Source organism: Thalassospira sp. (assembly GCF_040218635.1).
Lineage (GTDB): Bacteria > Pseudomonadota > Alphaproteobacteria > Rhodospirillales > Thalassospiraceae > Thalassospira.
Genome location: NZ_JAVJRB010000012.1, coordinates 572221 through 590694, shown reverse-complemented (window position 1 = coordinate 590694; position 18474 = coordinate 572221). Strand labels below are relative to the sequence as shown.

The following is an 18474-nucleotide window of genomic DNA, read 5'->3' as shown; positions in this document are numbered from 1 at the left end:
CCGTCTGAGGAAGATGTCATCGTCGTAAACAAGATGAACAAATGGTATGGCAATTTCCATGTTCTCAAGGATATTGACCTATCTGTTCGCAAAGGTGAGCGTATTGTTATCTGTGGCCCGTCGGGTTCAGGTAAATCAACGCTGATCCGTACATTGAACCGGCTTGAAACCTATCAAGGTGGCGATATCACCGTAAATGACATCCTGTTGGGTGACGATGTGAAAAACATCGAAGCCGTACGCCGCGATGTCTGCATGGTGTTCCAGCACTTCAACCTGTTCCCGCACATGACGGTTCTTGAAAACCTGACATTGGCACCGATCTGGGTTCGTAAAATGCCCAAGAAAGAAGCCAATGATCTGGCCATGCACTATCTTGAGCGCGTTCGGATTGCGGAACAGGCCCATAAATTCCCGGGTCAGCTTTCCGGTGGTCAGCAGCAGCGTGTGGCAATTGCCCGTTCGCTCTGCATGCAGCCGAAAATCATGCTGTTCGACGAGCCGACTTCGGCCCTTGATCCGGAAATGGTCAAGGAAGTTCTCGACGTTATGGTCGAATTGGCCAAAGAAGGCATGACCATGCTTTGCGTAACCCACGAAATGGGCTTCGCCAAAGAGGTCGCTGACCGTGTCATCTTTATGGATGCTGGTCAGATTGTCGAAATGGCAGGCCCGAAGGAATTCTTCGACAACCCGAAAAGCGATCGTACCAAGCTGTTCCTCAGCCAGATACTTTCGCATTAATCGGATTTTCGAATTCAAACGCTTTGCAAAACGGCCCCTGTTTGGGGCCGTTTTCATTTTTGTGAAATTGGCACTTGCCCCCTGCCCGTCAATTGCCGAAACTCAGCCGAAATTGAACCCGGACCGGAAGTTATATGACCCAGCCTGTATCAGCCTCCTCTGCGCAACCGGCCTTTATTGCTGTTGATCAACTTACCAAACGCTTTGGCCAGATGGTCGCTGTTGATGGTGTTGACCTCCACCTTGCCAAGGGTGAGACCATGGCGATCATTGGACCATCTGCTGCGGGTAAAAGTGTGCTGATGAAATGTCTGGTCGGCATCTATGGTGCAGATAGCGGATCAATTTCCCTTAATGGCGATGATGTCAGTCGAACCTCAGCGCCGCCCCGCCCTGAATGGGCATCGCGCATTGGTATGCTTTTTCAACATAACGCGTTGTTTGACAGCTTAAAGGTTTGGGAAAACATCTGTTTTCGTCAGATCGAACTTGGCACCATGAACCGCGCGGATGCCAAAGAACATGCAGTTCATTTACTGGGCTTGGTTGGCTTGACGACAGAAAGTGCATATCTGACGCCGAACGATCTTTCAGGTGGCATGCAAAAACGCGTTGGCATCGCCCGGGCGATTTCATCAAACCCTGATATCTTGCTGCTCGACAATCCGACCGCGGGGCTTGATCCGGTCCTGTCGACCCATATCGAACTTATGATTGCCAAAATCGCCCAACAACAGGGCACAACGGTCATTTCAATCACCAATGACATGCAGATTGCCCGTACCCGGTATCAAAACCTGATGATGATGCATGAAGGCAAAGTCTATTGGTCTGGCAAAACCAGCGATATTGATGATGCCCATAATGAACATCTTACCCAGATGCTTAACGGATCGTCGCAAGGCCCAATCACCATGCGTACCGGTAAACGCGAAGATGGTGTCTTCGCCTAAAAGTCTCGCGGAAAGGCCTGTGGTTAGTTCGCGGTATAGACCGACACATCGGCTTCACGGATAACATCCGACCAGTTCGGGCCGGGATGACGGTCTGTGAACAAGGCATCAATTTCAGAAAGATGGCCCAAGCGCACCATCGCACGGCGGCCAAACTTTGACGCATCCGTACACAGGAATGTCTGACGGGCATTGGAAATGATCGCGCGCGCCACCCGCACTTCGCGATAATCGAAATCCATAAGGCTTCCATCTTCATCAACACCCGAAATGCCGATAATCGCGTAATCGACCTTGAACTGGTTGATGAAATCTATTGTCGCTTCACCGATAACGCCAAAGTCACGCTGGCGCACGACGCCACCCGCGATGATGACCTCAAACCCTTGATTAGCTGCACAAATCTCGGCAACATGAAGATTGTTCGTGATAATTTTCAGGCTTTTGTGGCCTAAAAGCGCATGCGCGACTTCTTCATTGGTCGTACCAATATTGATGAATAACGACGCCCCTTCGGGGATGTGATCTGCCACCAATTTGGCAATTTCGCGTTTGCTACCAAGATTAAGGATCTGACGATCGGTGTAGGCCGTGTTTTCCGTAGTCGAAACACTTGCCGCACCACCATGATACCGCGCAATCAGACCTTCTTCGGCCATCTCGTTGATGTCACGGCGGATGGTTTGCGGTGTCACAGAGAAATGATCAGCCAGAGAATCAATGGTCATAAAGCTGTTTGACGCCACAAGTTCCAATATCTCCCGACGGCGCCGATCCAGTTTCCCCATGCTTCTCTCTCCTGATTCTTAAGATTTTCGTCTTGGCAGACAAATTTTCATTACTGATCAAAATGCGGCCTGCTCGCATATTTTGCAAGCCCTGTCATACCCACACTTTTAGATCAATGCAAAATCAGATCATCCAACAGGGATTATTTCCTCAAATAACGGACGTAATTGAAATTATTGCAGTTCAAGACAAGCCGCCTTTTTCCGTATCGCGGAAACTTTTCATCCTTTGATTATATTTCCGGGACTTCAAATCAATGATAGCGTCAGATAAAGAATACTCAAAGCCAACCAAAAACAACAAAACGACCATTCCGGGAGACAACAGCCATGATCCATTATCCCTATTGCACAGGTTTAAAGCCCTTCTCCATCGAGCCAGGAGCCGTTCATGGACCGGTTTGATTACATCGTCATTGGTGCTGGATCAGCGGGCTGCACACTTGCCAACCGACTGTCCGAAATGGCTGATGCCAGTATCTTGCTGCTTGAAGCGGGCGGCAAAGACCGTAATCCATGGATCCATATTCCGGTCGGATATCTGTATTGCATTGGAAATCCCAAGGTTGACTGGTGTTTTAACACTGTACGTGAGCCGGGCCTGAATGGCCGTTCACTGGGCTATCCGCGCGGCAAAGTATTGGGGGGCAGCTCGTCAATCAATGGCATGATCTATATGCGGGGTCAGGCAAATGATTACGATCAATGGCGTCAATCGGGCTGTGCGAATTGGGGCTGGGACGATGTTTTGCCCTATTTCAAAAAGTCTGAGGATTACTATCGCGGTGCCGATGACCTTCATGGCGAAGGCGGCGAATGGCGCGTTGAACAAGCGCGTGTGCGTTGGGAAATTCTTGAAGCATTTCAGGATGCCGCCGAGCAAGCAGGCATTCCAAAGGTACCCGATTTCAATCGCGGCACGAACGAAGGGTCATCCTATTTCGACGTAAACCAGAAACGTGGCATTCGCTGGAACACGTCCAAGGCGTTTCTTCGCCCTGCCCTTGAACGTAAAAACCTTGAAGTGCGCACCAACGCGCATGTCCGCCGCTTGATCATTTCCGAAGGTCGGGTAACGGGTGTTGAGTATGATCGTGGCGGCAAGATCGAAACTGTTTACGCCAACCGTGAAACCGTGCTTTCAGCCGGTTCAGTCGGCTCACCGCAAATTCTGGAGCTGTCCGGCATTGGGCGTGGCGATGTTTTACAGCAATATGGCATCGCGCAGAACCTTGATAGCCCGCAGGTCGGTGAAAACCTTCAAGACCACCTGCAACTGCGCTGCGCGTATAAAGTTAGCGGCATCCGCACCTTAAATGAAAAGGCCAACAGCCTGATTGGCAAGGCCAGCATTGCGCTTGAATATGCATTTAACCGATCGGGCCCAATGTCGATGGCTCCAAGCCAGCTTGGTGTGTTCACGCGGTCTGACGCCTCCTATGAAACGCCAAACCTGCAATATCATGTGCAGCCCCTGTCACTGGAAAAATTTGGTGAACCGGTGCATTCCTTCCCGGCCTTTACGGCAAGTGTCTGTAACCTGCGCCCGCAAAGCCGTGGCAGTATCCATATTGCAAGTCCAAGCCATACAGAGCAGCCTGCAATCGCACCAAATTACCTGTCATCCGATATTGATAAGAAGGTCGCAGCGGATTCAATCCGTCTAACCCGCAAAATTGCCAGTCAACCGGCACTTGCCGCCTATAAACCCGAAGAATTCAAGCCCGGTCCCTCTTACGACAGCGAAGAAGACCTTATCCGGGCTGCAGGCGATATTGGCACGACCATTTTCCATCCTGTCGGCACATGCCGTATGGGTGCTGATCCCGCCTCTGTCGTCGACCCGGAATTGCGATTACGCGGACTGGATGGATTGCGCATTGCTGATGCGTCAATCATGCCGACAATTGTTTCGGGCAACACCAATTCCCCAACCATCATGATTGCCGAAAAGGCCGCAGCCATGATCAAGGCTGCCGCGGCAGGGTAATAAAAAAGCCGGGGCGATATCTGCTCCGGCTTTTATTTTGATCATGATTGGCCGCAATCAGCCTTTTAATTTCGCGACAATCCGTTCACGCACAGCAGGTTCGCTACCTGTGGCATGAATATCGCCCTCGCCGATCACGACGGCTTGGCGTAGCAACGCTGTTGCTTCTTCAAGCTGCGTCTGGTCACGGACATGCGCGGTGCAAAGTGGCGTTTCGGCAGAAACCGGCTGCCCGACCTTGATAAAATCGGTGAAGCCAACGGCGAAATCAATCTTCTGATCCGCACGGCTTCGCCCGCCTTTAAGGGCGACAAGTGCAAGACCAACCTTGCGCGCATCCATCGAAAGCACCCGACCGGTTTGGGCCGCACTTACGGGTTTGATCACCGGGGCAGCTTCAAGATAGTTGCCGTGCTTTTCGATAAAGTCGGTCGGACCACCAAGGCTTGCGACCATTTTGCCAAACACTTCTGCGGCCTTGCCGCTTTCAAGGGCGTGCGTCGCCAATTGCAAACCATCCGATACATCCGTTGCAACGCCGCTGACCGTCAACATTTCGGCCGCAAGGGCCAATGTGACGTCATAAACCCGCTGTTCCTGATGTTTACCAGTCAGGAAATCAATCGCTTCAACCATTTCAAGCGCGTTACCCACACTATCGCCCAGAACCTGTTCCATATCAGTCAAAAGTGCAACCGTCGGCACCCCGTTACGGGTGGCAACTTCGGTAATGCTTTGGGCCAGTTCGCGAGCACGGTCATATTCATTCATGAATGCGCCAGAACCGAATTTCACATCCATCACCAGTGAATCAAGTCCCGCTGCCAGCTTTTTTGACAGAATGGATGCAGTGATCAGCGGAATGCTTTCCACGGTCGCAGTAACATCGCGAATGCCGTAAAAGCGCTTGTCTGCTGGTGCCAAATCGGCTGTCTGACCAATAATCGCACATCCAACGTCACGGGTAACTTTGGCAAATTCGTCAAGGGTCGGTGTCGTGCGATATCCGGGAATGGAATCAAACTTGTCCAATGTTCCGCCGGTATGGCCAAGCCCACGCCCAGAAATCATCGGAACAAATGCACCACATGCACCAACAATAGGGCCAAGCATCAAGCTGACTTTATCCCCGACACCGCCCGTGGAATGTTTATCAACCACCGGGCCATCAAGCCCAAGGGACTTCCAATCAAGGACCGTACCGCTGTCGCGCATATTGCGCGTCAATGCAGCCCGTTCATCCATGGTCATACCATTGAAAAACACAGCCATCGCAAAAGCAGCAACCTGCCCTTCGCTGATACTATCGTCGGTGATGCCTTTGACAAAAAAGGCAATCTCGGCATCGGTCAGAACTTCGCCTTCACGTTTGCGGCGAATGATTTCCTGCGGCAGCATTAGCTGTCTCCTGCACGCTTTTCGTTAATTGTTAAATTCAAGATTGATCAAATTCAGGCTCATTCAGAACTTGAAAAGTACTGAAGCAATATCTTGATAAGGTTAGACGAACCTTCTTTCGACATCTCAAGCGTTTGCTCATGGCTAAGCGGTGTTGCGCTCATACCTGCGGCAAGATTGGTGATGTTTGAAACGGCAGCAACCCGGAAACCAAGACGGCGGCCAAGGATATTTTCGGGCACGGTCGACATACCAACTGCGTCGGCACCAAGAGTTTTAAGCGCACGGATTTCCGCAGGCGTTTCAAAACTTGGTCCCGTGCACCAGCAATAGGTTCCTTCGAACAGCTTGATACCCAACTTTGCCGCCGTATCATGCAGACCAGATCCAATGTCGGGATCATAGGGCACATCCATGCCAACAAAGCGGTCATTGCCGTGATAACCAATCAGCGGATTAGGTCCAAACAGGCTGATATGATCGGTAATCAGCATCAAACTACCCGGCACGGCTTCTGGAAGAAGCGACCCTGCTGCATTGGTCAAGATCAGCCGATCTGCCCCCAGCTCACGCAAGGTTTCAAGTGGCTCCGCCATGAGATCGGACCGGCCGTGTTCGTAAAAATGTGCCCGTCCCTGCATCACAGCAACCGAAACGCCACCAATACGACCAAGGACAAGCGTCCCGCCATGCCCGACCACGGTTGGTCGCGGGAACCCCGGAAGGTCTTCATACGAAATACTGATGGCGTCACTGACAGCATCCACCACGCCGCCAAGCCCACTGCCAAGAACCAGTGCCACCTGAGCCTTAAACCCGGGGGCCTTTGACGCGATGACGTCCAATGCCGCTTTTACATTGCTCATTTCAGGTTCTCCGGTCCAAAGGAATGCGGAATAAGTTCTTCGCGCGACAAGGTCAAAAGCGTTTCACGCGCCTCGTTGATGATAAAGATTGTTGCATCCGATCCGGTAAATTCGCGAATTTTCTGACGGCATCCACCACACGGTGTGCAGGCAACATCACCAAGACCGACCACGACAATTTCATCGAACTTTGTCTCACCCGACAGAACCATCGCCGAAATTGCGCCAGCCTCGGCGCAAACACCTTCGGGATAGGCCGCATTTTCAACGTTACAGCCCGCAATCACCTTACCATCTGCCGTGCGCAAAGCGGCACCGACATGGAACTTCGAATACGGCGCATAGGCTTTGTCGCGCGCAGCAAGGGCTGCATCAACCAAATCGCGCGGAGCCTGCTTTGTATCGCCCATTTTTATAATCCTGTTTCGTAAACCAACACTGCCATATTCAGGCAACTGCTATCTGACATATCGTCATTGATTGTGATTTTACCGCTGACATTTTCTGTCTTGTCTCACCGACAGACTTTTCAACACGGACTTACGGCATTTCTTAGTCAGAACCGCCTGGCAAACTGCGTTTAAAACGGCAACGCCTTAATCTGGGCTGCAAACATGAACGGTCATAACATCAATGACGGAGGCAAACCGCCCGGGGCCACGTCATCACATGACACCGGACGAGTGCACCCTTAACGTTCTTTTACATACGGACGTCCAAGTGCCTTCGGCGGTATGGCCCGGCCAATAAAGCCCGCCAGCAAAATAACCGTCAGGACATATGGCAATGCCTGCACCAGCTGTACGGGAACCTCGCCAATGCCGGGTAATATAACGCCCTGCAAGCGGGTTGCTGCGGCATCAAGGAAACCAAACAAAAGGCACGCTGCCAAGGTCGGGAACGGGCGCCATTTACCAAACACCATGGCAGCAAGCGCGATATAGCCCTTACCCGCTGTCATATCCTGTAAAAACGATGCACCCTGCGCGGTTGAAAGATATGCACCAGACATCCCGACTAGAACGCCAGAGCAAATCACAGCGCGATAGCGCATGGCAACAACACCAATACCGGCAGTATCAACCGCACCGGGGTTTTCACCGACGGCCCGAAGTCGCAGGCCAAAACGGGTGCGATACATCACCCACCAGGCGGCTGGAACCGCAAGGAATGCGATATAGACCAGAATGTTATGACCACTGAGAAGTTCGAAATAAATCGGACCGATGATCGGCACATCCTTGACGGCTTCTGCCCCCGGGAAGGTAATTGGCTGAAAACGCGAAGCTTTGTCGAGTGCCGGTGTTTTCCCCCCTTGGGCAAACAACGCAATCCCGACCAGCGCAGTCAAACCAGACATCAGGATGTTGATCGCCATGCCTGAAACAACCTGATTGCCTTTGTGGGTGATGCAGGCAAACCCGTGCAAAAGCGACAACGCGATTGTGGTTGCGATCGCCGCCAAAAGACCGACCCACGGATTTCCGGCATAAAATGCAACAGCAGCCGCAGAAAACGCACCGCCCAGCATCATGCCCTCAAGAGCAAGGTTAATCGTACCTGACCGCTCGGAAAACATCCCCGCAAGGGCCGCAAGGATCAGTGGTGTGGAGGTGCGCAAGGTCGCATCAAGCAACAAAATGATCAGCTCAAAATTTTCCATCACGCGGCCTCCTGCGCATCACGACGCAAACGCCACGCGGTATAGATTTTGGTGACACGTGGCCTGAACATATGTTCCATCGCACCGGTAAACAGAATGACCAAACCTTGAATAACAACGACCATATCGTTGGAGATAGTCGGAATTTCAAAGGAAAGCTCTGCCCCGCCCTGATACAGCATGCCAAACAGCAAAGCGGCGAGGAAAATACCAAACGGATGGTTCCGCCCCATCAGGGCCACAGCGATCCCGACAAAGCCATAGCCTGCGGTAAAATCGATCAGAAGGCGGTGCTGCACGCCCATAACTTCATTGAGCGCCATGAAGGATGACAATGCACCGGAAATCATCATCGCAATGATGATGTAACGACCGGGTTCAAGTCCGGCATAGGTCGCCGCAACCGCATTGGCACCAACAGTCCGGATCGCATAACCCCAACGGGTGTGCCAAATGAACATCCAGATCAGAATGCTTGCAGCAATCGCATAGACAAATGACAGGTTAAGCGGGCTTGATGCCATCTCGATGCCAAAGCTTGCAGCCATATCATGAATGAACGGCAAACGCAGATGTTCGGCAATCTGTTCGCTTTCCGGGGTCATTGAACCTTCTGGTCGCAACACATTCACCAGCAAATACACCATCAAGGATGATGCGATGAAGTTGAACATAATCGTCGTGATTACAACATGTGACCCACGGCGCGCCTGCAGATATGCCGGAATATAGGCCCATGCAGCGCCAAAGATCATTGCGGCCAGCATACTGACAACCAGCATGATCGGGAATGGCAGGAAATCAAGGTAAAGGGCAGCAATCGTCACGCCAAGACCGCCGACATATGCCTGCCCTTCGGCACCAATATTGAACAGCCCGCAATGGAATGCGACAGCAAAGGCAAGGCCGGTAAAGATGAAGTTGGTGGTGTAGTAAAGCGTATAACCCCAAGCTTCTTCGTAGCCGAAAGCCCCATAAAGCAGGATTTCAACCACTTCTACCGGGTTTTCACCAATGGCAAGAACCACAATCCCGGAAACGGCAAGAGCCAGAAGCAGGTTCAAAAGCGGCAAGGCGCCGACATCAATCCAGCGTGGCAGTTCGACAGCTTTGCTCATGCCTGCCCCTCCACTGCCTTGGCTTTGTTCGGATCGACCCCGGCCATCATCAGACCAAGCACCCGTTCATTCGCCTCAGCTGCATTCACTTCGCCGATGATAGATCCATCGCACATCACCAAAATTCGGTCGGCAAGCGACATGATCTCGTCAAGCTCCACAGACACCAACAGAATTGCTTTGCCCGCATCGCGCATGGCGACAATTCGTTTATGGATGAATTCAATGGCCCCGATATCGACACCACGGGTCGGCTGACCAACCAGAAGAAGGGCCGGGTCACGCATGATTTCACGCGCCAGAACAAGCTTTTGCTGATTCCCGCCGGAAAAATTGGCGGCTTTCAGGTCGGGATTATCGGGTCGCACATCAAATTCGGACATCATTTTTGCTGTGGCATCCGAAATCGCATGCCAATCAAGCAACCCGTTTTTCTGATAGGCTGGATCGTTTTCATACCCAAGAATTGCGGCTTCTTTGGCTGAAAACGCCGTGACCATCGCCATGCGATGCCGGTCTTCCGGAACATGAGCAACACCGCGACGGCGAAGTTCTGCTGCATCAACACCTTTCCCCGGCGTGACGTCTTGCCCGTTCAGCTCGACCGAACCTTCGCTGGCTGAACGAATACCACCAAGTGCTTCAAGAAGCTCGCTCTGACCATTTCCAGAAACACCGGCAATGCCGACAATCTCCCCTGCACGCACGTTAAAGGTCGCATTTTTGACCTTACGCACACCCTGCTCGTTATCAACGCACAGATTGCTTACCTGAAGCACGGTCGCGGCCGGGTTGGCTTCACCTTTTTCAAGGCGCAGCAATACCTTACGACCAACCATTAATTCAGAAAGTTCTTCCGGGCTGGTTTCCGCAGTCTTGCGGTGTGCCACCATTGCGCCCTGGCGCATAACGGAAACATTATCCGTTGCAGCCATGATTTCGCGCAATTTATGGGTAATCAAAACGACCGTTTTGCCCTGCTGTTTCAGGGTTTCAAGGATGCGGAACAGATGGTCTGCCTCTTGCGGGGTCAAAACACCGGTTGGCTCATCCAGAATAAGAATTTCGGCACCGCGATACAGCGCCTTAAGAATTTCAACACGCTGCTGAAGACCGACAGACAGATCACCAACAATGGCATCCGGATCAATGTCGAGCGAATATTCACGCTCCAGACGTTCAAGTTCTTCGCGCGCCTTATCGACGCCATCGCGCAGAACCGCACCGCCTTCAACACCAAGAATTACGTTTTCAAGAACCGAGAATGTCTCAACCAGCATGAAATGCTGATGAACCATGCCGATGCCAACAGAAATGGCGTCTTCCGATCCTTTGATATCGCACAGGTCTCCGTCGACATGAATGGTCCCTGCATCGGCCTGGTAAAAGCCATACAGGATACTCATCAGGGTAGATTTCCCTGCGCCATTCTCTCCTACGATCCCGTGAATAGTTCCTTTATCGACCTTAAGATCGATTTCTTTGTTTGCGTGTACCGCTCCGAACCGCTTGTCAATGCCACGCAGTTCAATAGCGGGTACGGCACCAGTCTTACTGGTGCCGTGCATTTGATGCATCGTATCCGACACTACAAATCCCCGGTTTGCTTCAAGGCTGCCTTACATCGGGCAGGCGCTGTCGCTCATGTAATCGTGAACTTCAAGGCTACCCGAAGTGATTGCTTCTTTGGCCTTGTCGACAGCTGCTTTCATATCAGCAGTGATGAGCTTCTCGTTATTTTCGTCAAGCGCCCAGTCAACACCACCTTCTGCAAGACCAAGAATGGTCAGGCCCGGCTCCCAGTTGTCACCTGCTGCTGCTGCAAATGCTTCATAAACAGCAACATCAACACGCTTAAGCATCGATGTCAGAACCGACCCCGGATGCAAAGCATTCTGGTTGGAGTCAACCCCGATGCCGAGTTTCCCTGCATCAGCAGCCGCCTGGAGAACACCAACACCGGTGCCACCAGCAGCATGGTAAACAACGTCCGCACCGCGGTCGAACTGTGATTTTGCAAGCTCGCCGCCTTTAACCGGGTCATTCCATGCTGCACCGGTCGTGCCGGTCATGTTCTGGAAAACTTCCGCATCAGCATTGGCGTATTTGACGCCTTGCGCATAGCCACAAGAAAACTTGCGGATCAACGGAATGTCCATGCCGCCAACAAAGCCGACTTTACCGGTTTCAGATGCCATTGCGGCCAGAACACCAACAAGGAAAGAACCTTCATGTTCTTTGAAAACCACCGACTGAACGTTCGGAAGGTCAACAACCATGTCAATGATCGTGAATTTGGTATCCGGGAATTCTTTGGCAACTTTTTCAAGTGCAGATGCCTGCGAGAAACCGATTGCAACGATCGGATTCATGCCGCGACGGGCAAAGTTACGCATGGCCTGTTCGCGCTGAGAGTCGTTCTGGATCTCAAAATCGCGATACTCAGTACCGGTGTCTTCTTTGTATTTTTCTGCGCCGTTATATGCGCCCTGATTAAACGAACGGTCAAAACGACCGCCAAGGTCATAGACCACAGCCGGATTGATATCTGCAGCCGAAGCAACACCTGCATAGCAGGCGACAGCCGCGACCACCGAGGTCAGAAGCTTTTTCATTCCGATGCCCTTCATTGCTTGAATTCTGATTATTCTTCCCACTGGTGCCCTTAACCGGTGGGACTCCCTCATCGAAAACACGTGATCCACATCATGCCGGACGCTACGGTCCCTCAACCGTGGAAATCCGCTTGATCATGTTGCGAATGCTTATGGTAACTACAAATTATAGTGCCCTGTAAATAGCCGACCATGCAAGGAAAACACAAAACCTGTCCAGTTGGTCAAAAAAGCCTCTGACCAAACTGCAGGACATGCTCCGCTTCTGCGGGGCTTCCCTTAGGTTTACGGGAATTGCCTTAGTATCATCCGTGGTTTTCAGGGCAATATATTTTCTTGGTAAACTTAATAATCCGCCAAATGAATTTTTTGCAAAATCGGCTGAAATGCCTTGTCTCGTCGCATGCCGATTCTTAATGCCCGGTCCGTTTCACCCTGATCGCGTTACGCATTTTGGTGCATCTTTCACCTCACCGTCATCAACCGGGCATACCTTCCGTGTAAATTTGGTGTTAGCATCCACTGGGGAAAGTAATTTCCGACCCAAAAGCTTTGATATGCCGTGGCAACCTTTTCCGTCAGGGACAGGAAGGCTTGCCCATTTGTTGGAGAGTAATGATGAAACAAAAGATTGCAGGGCTGCTATCAGCTTGCACCATGCTGACCCTTGGTGCGGGAAGTGCATTGGCCGATTACGATTTGCGTATCCTTCATACCAATGACGTTCACGATCGCGTTGAATCTGTTACCAAATACAATAACACGTGTAAGGCCGAAGACGACGCCGAAGGAAAATGCTTCGGGGGATATGCCCGCCTTGCGACTGCGATCCGTGATGCCAAGGCGGAAGGCGGCAATGTTCTTGCCCTTGATGGCGGCGACCAGTTTCAGGGATCTCTTTATTACTCGACCTACAAAGGCACCCTTACCGCTGAACTGATGGCAATGGCGGGCTATGACGCCATGACCATTGGCAACCATGAATTTGATGATGGCCCGGAAGTGCTCGAATCCTTTATCAAGGCAAGCAAAGTTCCTGTTCTCTCGGCAAACGTCCACCCGACAGCCGCCTCTAATCTCAACGGTGAAATCATCCCTGACACCATCGTCGAACTTGGCGGTGAAAAAATCGGTTTGATCGGGATTACCACCGAAGAAACCCCGGATATCTCAAGCCCCGGCGATCAGGTAGAAATCACCGATTCTGAAATGGCCCTGCGCTATTCGGTCGCGCGCCTGCGCCTTAAAGGCGTTAACAAAATCATTGTGATGAGCCATTCGGGCTCCTACAAGGATTTTGAATTGGCCAAAACGGTCAGCGGCATCGACGTCATTGTTGGTGGCCATGACAATCAGCTGTTCTCAAACACCAATGAAAAAGCCAACTATCCCTACCCGGTTGTTGAAACCGCACCGGATGGTAAACCGGTTCTGGTTGTCCAAGCCTATGCCTATAGCCGCTATCTTGGTGAATTGAATGTCACCTTTGATGATGCCGGTGTTGCAACCGCTTGGTCAGGTGAACCGATCTCACTTGATGCCAGTGTGAAACCTGCCGAAGACGTTCTTGCCGTTATTGCAGCGGCAAGTGACAAAGTTGATTCGGTCCGCAACATTGAAGTCGGTAGCTTTACCGCATCCGCAGACGGATCACGCGAAACCTGCCGTCATATGGAATGCTCTATGGGCTCGCTGATTGCCGATGCGATGCTCTGGAAAGCTGGCGAAGGTTATCAGATCGCCATTCAAAACGGTGGTGGTGTTCGTGCCAGCATTGATGAAGGCACGGTTACCATGGGCGAAGTCCTGACGGTGCTGCCATTCCAGAACGCATTGGCGACATTCAGCCTGTCTGGCAAAGATGTTGTTGCCTCGCTTGAACATGGCGTGTCGAAAGTCGACGAAGACAAAGGCCAGTTCCCGCAGGTTGCAGGGCTGAAATTTGATCTCGACCTTTCGCAGCCAGTCGGATCGCGGGTTTCAAATGTCATGGTTGCTGACGGTGACACCTATGCCCCGATTGACATGAACAAGATGTATGGCGTCGTTTCCAATGACTTCATGCGCAATGGCGGTGATGGCTATGCCCTGTTCCGCGACAATGCGAAAGACGTCTATGACTTTGGCCCGAACCTTGAACAGGCCGTTGCAGATTACATTGGCATGAAATCACCAATGACCCCGATGGCAAGTGATAGGATCATGCTGAAATAATCAGTGCAGCATACCAATAGCGGCAAAGGGTGGCTTATCATAAGCCACCCTTTTGTTTTTCTTGCCTTGGCGCGGTCGACAGGCTTATGAAAGTCGCGTTTCAAGAATTGCGCGTCACAGATGTGACGTCCCACGACAAAGAGCAACACACTGTGAACACCCCTTCAGCCAACATCCTTTGCTTTGGTGCTGCCCATTTCGACCGAACTTTGCAATGCACCGGACAGTTTATTCCGGCGGCATCAAATCCGGTTAGAACCCTTCATCGAAAGCCAGGTGGTGTTGCACGCAACATTGCGGTCCATTTGCGGCTGCTCGGCAACAATGTCGCGATGCTCAGTGCTGTTGGCGATGACGGTGACGGTGAACATGTCATTGCGGCACTGTCTGAAATCGGCATTGATACCCGCCGCATGATGAAGCTTGAAGGCAAACACACCGCGGGCTACACCGCCGTTCTTGATGAAACCGGCGAACTTGCATTGGGCATGATGGATGCCGAGGTCTATGACCTCCTAACCATTGACCGGCTTGAACCCCAGTTGACCAACCTTAAGGCATGGCCGTGGTGGATGGTTGACGCCAACCTGCCTGTTGAAACGATTTCCTGGTTGGCTGACAACAAGGGCAACACCAAACTTTGTGCCGCCACTGTGTCGCCGAGCAAGGCTGTGCGTTTCAAACCTGTGTTGGATAAGCTTGATCTTCTGATCACCAATCAGGCGGAAGCAAGCATTTTGACCGGCATTGAGATCAAAGAGATCGCACAGGCAAAAACCGCGATTCAATTGCTGCGTGGCAAAGGCATTCCAGATGTTGTGATTACCCTTGGTGCAACCGGCGTCGTATCATCATCCTCACAAAGCGGAACCGCTTTCTGGTCCCCGCTTGCGACCAGGTTACGTGATGTGAACGGCGCTGGTGACGCATTCTATTCCGGGTTTCTGTCCGCATTTTCCAACCGCCACGCAAAAATGGACGATGCCGTTGCCAACGGCCTTGCCATGGCAAGCCTTACAGCAGAAACAAATGGCACAACAGTTTGGAACCTGACACAGACCGCCGTTGCCGAGCGCGCGGCACAGGCCGGGAAAAAGCCACTGGATTAAGCTACCGTGCTTTGGTCATACCGATCAAAGCACCAAGCTAGACGATTGCAAGCCCCGCCCAAGCCGGTTAGCTTGTGAGAAACTCAAAATCAAACAGGAGCGTTCCGATGCATCCGTTTTTCATTTTCGTAAAATGTGAACTTGGCAAAGCCTATGATGTGGCTGCCGACCTTGTTGAAGAAGTCGAAGGTGTGTCGGAAGTCTATTCCATTTCCGGCCCGTTTGAGCTTCTGGTCAAAGTCTATGTCGAAGATGAACAGGATATCGGGCGCTATGTGAACGAACAAATCCACAAGCTGCCGAATATCAAAGACACCCAGACCATCATTACGTTCAATGCCTTCACCTAGGCACATCTGAACAGAAAACAAAAAACGCGGCGAATTTACACGCCGCGTTTTTTATGCCGATTTTGCACCAGATCAGTTCCGAACCACGCCGCGCAGAATGTCGAGAATGATATCGGTGCCACGTTCAATCAGAACGACGTCATCGCCGACAATCTGACGAATGGCATTGTCTGTCCGGCCCGGAAGTCGCGACTGCAAGTCGGATGGCAAATCCCGTTTCGCAATGCCAGGGGGTAAGGAACCACCACGTTCAAGTTTCATGGCAATCCCGGGCGGAAGACCTTTGTTGCCCTTGCCTTTTCCGCCCTTGTCACCCTTTCCGCCGTTGTTACCACTATCATCGTTGCCCGTAATGACATCGGCAACATCAAGCACTTCCTTGATGATCCGGCGTTCTTCATCGGAAAAAATGCCGCCGCCCTGTGCAATCTCGACCAAAGCATGACCATGGTTGTGGTTAATGCCATGTGCCATCGCAGGTGCCAAGGTAATGGCACTACTACCAACAGCCAATCCAGCGCCTAGAACGATCTGATAAAACGTCATTTTTCCTGGCATTTGTTCCTCAATCCATGTTGTTGCGCATTACTTAAAGATGTGGGTACTTCGCAAAAATGCGAGACCCGCCTGAACAAACAACGTCTTGGGAACGGGTTTTCTGCCGTTGGCACAAAAGAAAAAAGCACCCGACGAGGGTGCTTTAATCAATGGCGGGCAAGGAGGGATTCGAACCCTCGATAGGGCTTGTCACCCTATACTCCCTTAGCAGGGGAGCGCCTTCAGCCACTCGGCCACTTGCCCTCTATCTCCTTGGTGTTCCCTGCGGAACGACGCCTTTCTTAAACACCGTCATGGCGCATGTCAATGCCCGAAACCGGCGTTAAGGACGTTTTCTTTTTATCAGGCCCACCAAATAAAACCAGCAGCTTTTTGCCGCCTGCTCTCATGGCGTTTTCTGGTTGAAAGATAAAAGAGTCTTCAAACCATCACAGACTTGTCATCGGTTGGAAAAAAACACCTGTCATAAAGCCACAGTCGATTGGTTTTTTACTGTCACATGATGCAAAATGCTGGTTGGAGAAAGATGCGTACCATCTATCAAAGCACCGACGATCTCGGTCATACCCTCCGCGCCCTGAAAACGATCAGGGAAGGTCACACAGATCCGGTCTATTTGGGCCTGGTCATTCAAGATCGCGAAGTTCTTTTCCGTACCCGTGAAAACAGCTCACGCGATTTCGTTTTGCAAAAGATCAAAGAATTCGTCGCGGGCAACGCGGCATCACTTGCATCACAACCGGCCTGACAGCCGGTTTTTTTATGCCCGGATTCCCCCGACCGTCATCGGGTATTCCCGGGATTGCCGATTGAGTTTCTCGGTCGCGCCGGGGCGAAACTCCCCGTTCGCCCTGCAACTTCGCCGCCGGTCGCAATGACCGGCGGTTCCTTTTATCTTTTTAGCCCTGCCCTTAAGCACCTGCAGTGGCGCGCTTGGCAATCGAACCGCGCCACATCAGTACCAAGGCAATCAGCACGACCGGAACAATCCCGTAATTGATGACATTCCATCCCGCACCGGCAATCAGCGCACCACTTACGGCTGATGCAATCGTAGCTGTGATGCTGTTGCCAAGTTCCATCAAACTTTGTGCATGGCCTCGTTCCTCGGCACTATGCCCCTCGCCAAGCATGGTTGTGCCCGCAAGCAGCATCAGGTTCCACCCAATCCCCAACAAGAACGAGCTGATCAGAAACTCACTCACCGATACGCCAGACACGGCAACCAACGCACTGGCAGCTAAAATAAATCCGCCCAGAGATGCCATCCGACGTGCCCCGAACCGATCGATCATCGGACCGGCAACGAAGGCAGGTAAAAACATACCGATCAGATGCCACCGGATTACATTGGCCGATACATCAACATCAAATCCGCAATATTTCATGGCAAGCGGGGTCGCAGTCATCACAAGGATCATGATGCCCTGCCCCGCAGCACTTACCGCAATCGCCCCGCGTATCACAGGCCGACCCAGAAGTGCCTTCATGACGGTCCTACTTGATCCACTTCTGGTCGGGATACCACCATCGGGCAAAAAGGCCATCAGCAAGGCACCCATCGCGGCCAGCCCCGCCAAGGCAACAAATGCACCCGCAAATGGCACCGCCAACATATCGCGGCTGGCCACGGCAATTTCAGGGGCGATAAAGGCTGCGAGAACACCACCCCCAACGACCAGAGCCGCAGCACGGCCATTCTGTGACGTCTCCACGGTTTCAAGTGCGGCGTAACGGTAATACATCGCCGATGCTTGATATGTCCCGATAAGGAGCGGCGCAATTGCGACAAGCCAGAACTCGCCGATGTAGATACCACTTGCCAGTAACAATCCCCCGACGACACCACACAAGGCTCCGAAAAACAGGCCAACACGCCGTCCACGTCTTTGCATCAGCATCGCCAATGGATGCACAGACAATAAATTACCCAACATCAAAATACCCAAGGGCAAGGTTGCCAATGCCGGTATAGGCGCCAAGGACACACCAACAATAGATGTCAGCGTAATACCGATAAGTGAACAGGACCAATAAAGTGCCTGTGCCGCGAAAAGTAGTCGCAATGGTCCATTGGTCAGTAACAACATGTTCCTAACTCCGAATAA

Annotated in this window: 17 protein-coding genes and 1 tRNA gene; 7 read left to right on the top strand and 11 right to left on the bottom strand. The window is 51.9% G+C overall.

Annotation, left to right across the window (positions count from 1 at the left end; genetic code table 11):
* The first annotated feature begins 33 nt into the window (after positions 1-33).
* Both RIC05_RS16665 and RIC05_RS16660 read left to right on the top strand, forming a co-directional pair.
* The gene (locus RIC05_RS16665) at positions 34-744 is read left to right on the top strand and encodes an amino acid ABC transporter ATP-binding protein (RefSeq protein ID WP_350046138.1); all 711 of its coding nucleotides are present in this window, start codon (positions 34-36) and stop codon (positions 742-744) included.
* Positions 745-878: 134 nt separating this feature from the next.
* Positions 879-1697, top strand: coding sequence for an ABC transporter ATP-binding protein (locus RIC05_RS16660; RefSeq protein ID WP_350045754.1), 819 nt, complete (start codon positions 879-881; stop codon positions 1695-1697).
* A gap of 23 nt (positions 1698-1720) precedes the next feature.
* Here the strand turns inward: RIC05_RS16660 and RIC05_RS16655 are convergent, their stop codons facing one another.
* Positions 1721-2485, bottom strand: coding sequence for a DeoR/GlpR family DNA-binding transcription regulator (locus RIC05_RS16655; protein ID WP_350045753.1), 765 nt, complete (start codon positions 2483-2485; stop codon positions 1721-1723).
* Between the two features lie 391 nt (positions 2486-2876).
* Here RIC05_RS16655 and RIC05_RS16650 point away from each other — a divergent pair, with 391 nt between their 5' ends.
* Positions 2877-4475, top strand: a complete 1599-nt coding sequence (locus tag RIC05_RS16650) for a GMC family oxidoreductase (RefSeq protein ID WP_350045752.1) — start codon at positions 2877-2879, stop codon at positions 4473-4475.
* 57 nt (positions 4476-4532) lie between these two features.
* Here the strand turns inward: RIC05_RS16650 and deoA are convergent, their stop codons facing one another.
* The 7 genes from deoA to RIC05_RS16615 form a co-directional block, all read right to left on the bottom strand.
* Positions 4533-5873, bottom strand: a complete 1341-nt coding sequence (gene deoA, locus RIC05_RS16645) for a thymidine phosphorylase (RefSeq protein ID WP_350045751.1) — start codon at positions 5871-5873, stop codon at positions 4533-4535.
* A 59-nt stretch (positions 5874-5932) separates the two neighbouring features.
* On the bottom strand, positions 5933-6739 hold the full coding sequence (locus RIC05_RS16640; RefSeq protein ID WP_350041683.1) for a purine-nucleoside phosphorylase: 807 nt from the start codon (positions 6737-6739) through the stop codon (positions 5933-5935).
* Positions 6736-7149, bottom strand: a complete 414-nt coding sequence (locus RIC05_RS16635) for a cytidine deaminase (RefSeq protein ID WP_350045750.1) — start codon at positions 7147-7149, stop codon at positions 6736-6738. The genes RIC05_RS16640 and RIC05_RS16635 overlap by 4 nt, the downstream gene beginning before the upstream one ends.
* A gap of 281 nt (positions 7150-7430) precedes the next feature.
* Positions 7431-8402: an ABC transporter permease gene (locus RIC05_RS16630; protein WP_350045749.1), complete on the bottom strand. Its 972-nt coding sequence runs from the start codon at positions 8400-8402 to the stop codon at positions 7431-7433.
* Positions 8402-9520 (bottom strand): ABC transporter permease, encoded by a 1119-nt coding sequence (locus tag RIC05_RS16625; protein WP_350045748.1) that lies wholly within the window; start codon positions 9518-9520, stop codon positions 8402-8404. The genes RIC05_RS16630 and RIC05_RS16625 overlap by 1 nt, the downstream gene beginning before the upstream one ends.
* The gene (locus RIC05_RS16620) at positions 9517-11097 is read right to left on the bottom strand and encodes an ABC transporter ATP-binding protein (RefSeq protein ID WP_350046137.1); all 1581 of its coding nucleotides are present in this window, start codon (positions 11095-11097) and stop codon (positions 9517-9519) included. The genes RIC05_RS16625 and RIC05_RS16620 overlap by 4 nt, the downstream gene beginning before the upstream one ends.
* Positions 11098-11139: 42 nt before the next feature.
* Positions 11140-12135 carry a BMP family lipoprotein gene (locus RIC05_RS16615; protein WP_350045747.1) on the bottom strand — a complete coding sequence of 332 codons (996 nt, stop codon included), beginning with the start codon at positions 12133-12135 and terminating at the stop codon, positions 11140-11142.
* A gap of 618 nt (positions 12136-12753) precedes the next feature.
* On the opposite strand from RIC05_RS16615, the gene RIC05_RS16610 reads away from it, so the two are divergent.
* The 3 genes from RIC05_RS16610 (at position 12754) to RIC05_RS16600 (ending at position 15808) form a co-directional block, all read left to right on the top strand.
* Positions 12754-14349: a bifunctional metallophosphatase/5'-nucleotidase gene (locus RIC05_RS16610; RefSeq protein ID WP_350045746.1), complete on the top strand. Its 1596-nt coding sequence runs from the start codon at positions 12754-12756 to the stop codon at positions 14347-14349.
* Between the two features lie 152 nt (positions 14350-14501).
* Positions 14502-15458 carry a carbohydrate kinase family protein gene (locus RIC05_RS16605; RefSeq protein WP_350045745.1) on the top strand — a complete coding sequence of 319 codons (957 nt, stop codon included), beginning with the start codon at positions 14502-14504 and terminating at the stop codon, positions 15456-15458.
* Positions 15459-15565: 107 nt separating this feature from the next.
* Positions 15566-15808 (top strand): Lrp/AsnC ligand binding domain-containing protein, encoded by a 243-nt coding sequence (locus tag RIC05_RS16600; RefSeq protein WP_033069566.1) that lies wholly within the window; start codon positions 15566-15568, stop codon positions 15806-15808.
* Between the two features lie 72 nt (positions 15809-15880).
* Here the strand turns inward: RIC05_RS16600 and RIC05_RS16595 are convergent, their stop codons facing one another.
* Both RIC05_RS16595 and RIC05_RS16590 read right to left on the bottom strand, forming a co-directional pair.
* On the bottom strand, positions 15881-16354 hold the full coding sequence (locus RIC05_RS16595; RefSeq protein ID WP_350045744.1) for a hypothetical protein: 474 nt from the start codon (positions 16352-16354) through the stop codon (positions 15881-15883).
* A 162-nt stretch (positions 16355-16516) separates the two neighbouring features.
* Positions 16517-16609, bottom strand: a tRNA-Ser gene (locus RIC05_RS16590).
* Between the two features lie 283 nt (positions 16610-16892).
* Here RIC05_RS16590 and RIC05_RS16585 point away from each other — a divergent pair.
* Positions 16893-17114: a hypothetical protein gene (locus RIC05_RS16585; RefSeq protein ID WP_350042673.1), complete on the top strand. Its 222-nt coding sequence runs from the start codon at positions 16893-16895 to the stop codon at positions 17112-17114.
* A gap of 163 nt (positions 17115-17277) precedes the next feature.
* On the opposite strand, the gene RIC05_RS16580 is transcribed toward RIC05_RS16585, so the two are convergent.
* Positions 17278-18456, bottom strand: coding sequence for an MFS transporter (locus RIC05_RS16580; protein WP_350045743.1), 1179 nt, complete (start codon positions 18454-18456; stop codon positions 17278-17280).
* Positions 18457-18474: the final 18 nt, after the last annotated feature.

Coding starts and splice junctions, on each gene's coding strand:
- RIC05_RS16665 (WP_350046138.1), top strand. CDS start 34: ATGAACAAATGGTATGGCAATTTCCATGTTCTCAAGGATATTGACCTA.
- RIC05_RS16660 (WP_350045754.1), top strand. CDS start 879: ATGACCCAGCCTGTATCAGCCTCCTCTGCGCAACCGGCCTTTATTGCT.
- RIC05_RS16655 (WP_350045753.1), bottom strand. CDS start 2,485: ATGGGGAAACTGGATCGGCGCCGTCGGGAGATATTGGAACTTGTGGCG.
- RIC05_RS16650 (WP_350045752.1), top strand. CDS start 2,877: ATGGACCGGTTTGATTACATCGTCATTGGTGCTGGATCAGCGGGCTGC.
- deoA (WP_350045751.1), bottom strand. CDS start 5,873: ATGCTGCCGCAGGAAATCATTCGCCGCAAACGTGAAGGCGAAGTTCTG.
- RIC05_RS16640 (WP_350041683.1), bottom strand. CDS start 6,739: ATGAGCAATGTAAAAGCGGCATTGGACGTCATCGCGTCAAAGGCCCCC.
- RIC05_RS16635 (WP_350045750.1), bottom strand. CDS start 7,149: ATGGGCGATACAAAGCAGGCTCCGCGCGATTTGGTTGATGCAGCCCTT.
- RIC05_RS16630 (WP_350045749.1), bottom strand. CDS start 8,402: ATGGAAAATTTTGAGCTGATCATTTTGTTGCTTGATGCGACCTTGCGC.
- RIC05_RS16625 (WP_350045748.1), bottom strand. CDS start 9,520: ATGAGCAAAGCTGTCGAACTGCCACGCTGGATTGATGTCGGCGCCTTG.
- RIC05_RS16620 (WP_350046137.1), bottom strand. CDS start 11,097: ATGCATCAAATGCACGGCACCAGTAAGACTGGTGCCGTACCCGCTATT.
- RIC05_RS16615 (WP_350045747.1), bottom strand. CDS start 12,135: ATGAAAAAGCTTCTGACCTCGGTGGTCGCGGCTGTCGCCTGCTATGCA.
- RIC05_RS16610 (WP_350045746.1), top strand. CDS start 12,754: ATGAAACAAAAGATTGCAGGGCTGCTATCAGCTTGCACCATGCTGACC.
- RIC05_RS16600 (WP_033069566.1), top strand. CDS start 15,566: ATGCATCCGTTTTTCATTTTCGTAAAATGTGAACTTGGCAAAGCCTAT.
- RIC05_RS16595 (WP_350045744.1), bottom strand. CDS start 16,354: ATGACGTTTTATCAGATCGTTCTAGGCGCTGGATTGGCTGTTGGTAGT.
- RIC05_RS16585 (WP_350042673.1), top strand. CDS start 16,893: ATGCGTACCATCTATCAAAGCACCGACGATCTCGGTCATACCCTCCGC.
- RIC05_RS16580 (WP_350045743.1), bottom strand. CDS start 18,456: ATGTTGTTACTGACCAATGGACCATTGCGACTACTTTTCGCGGCACAG.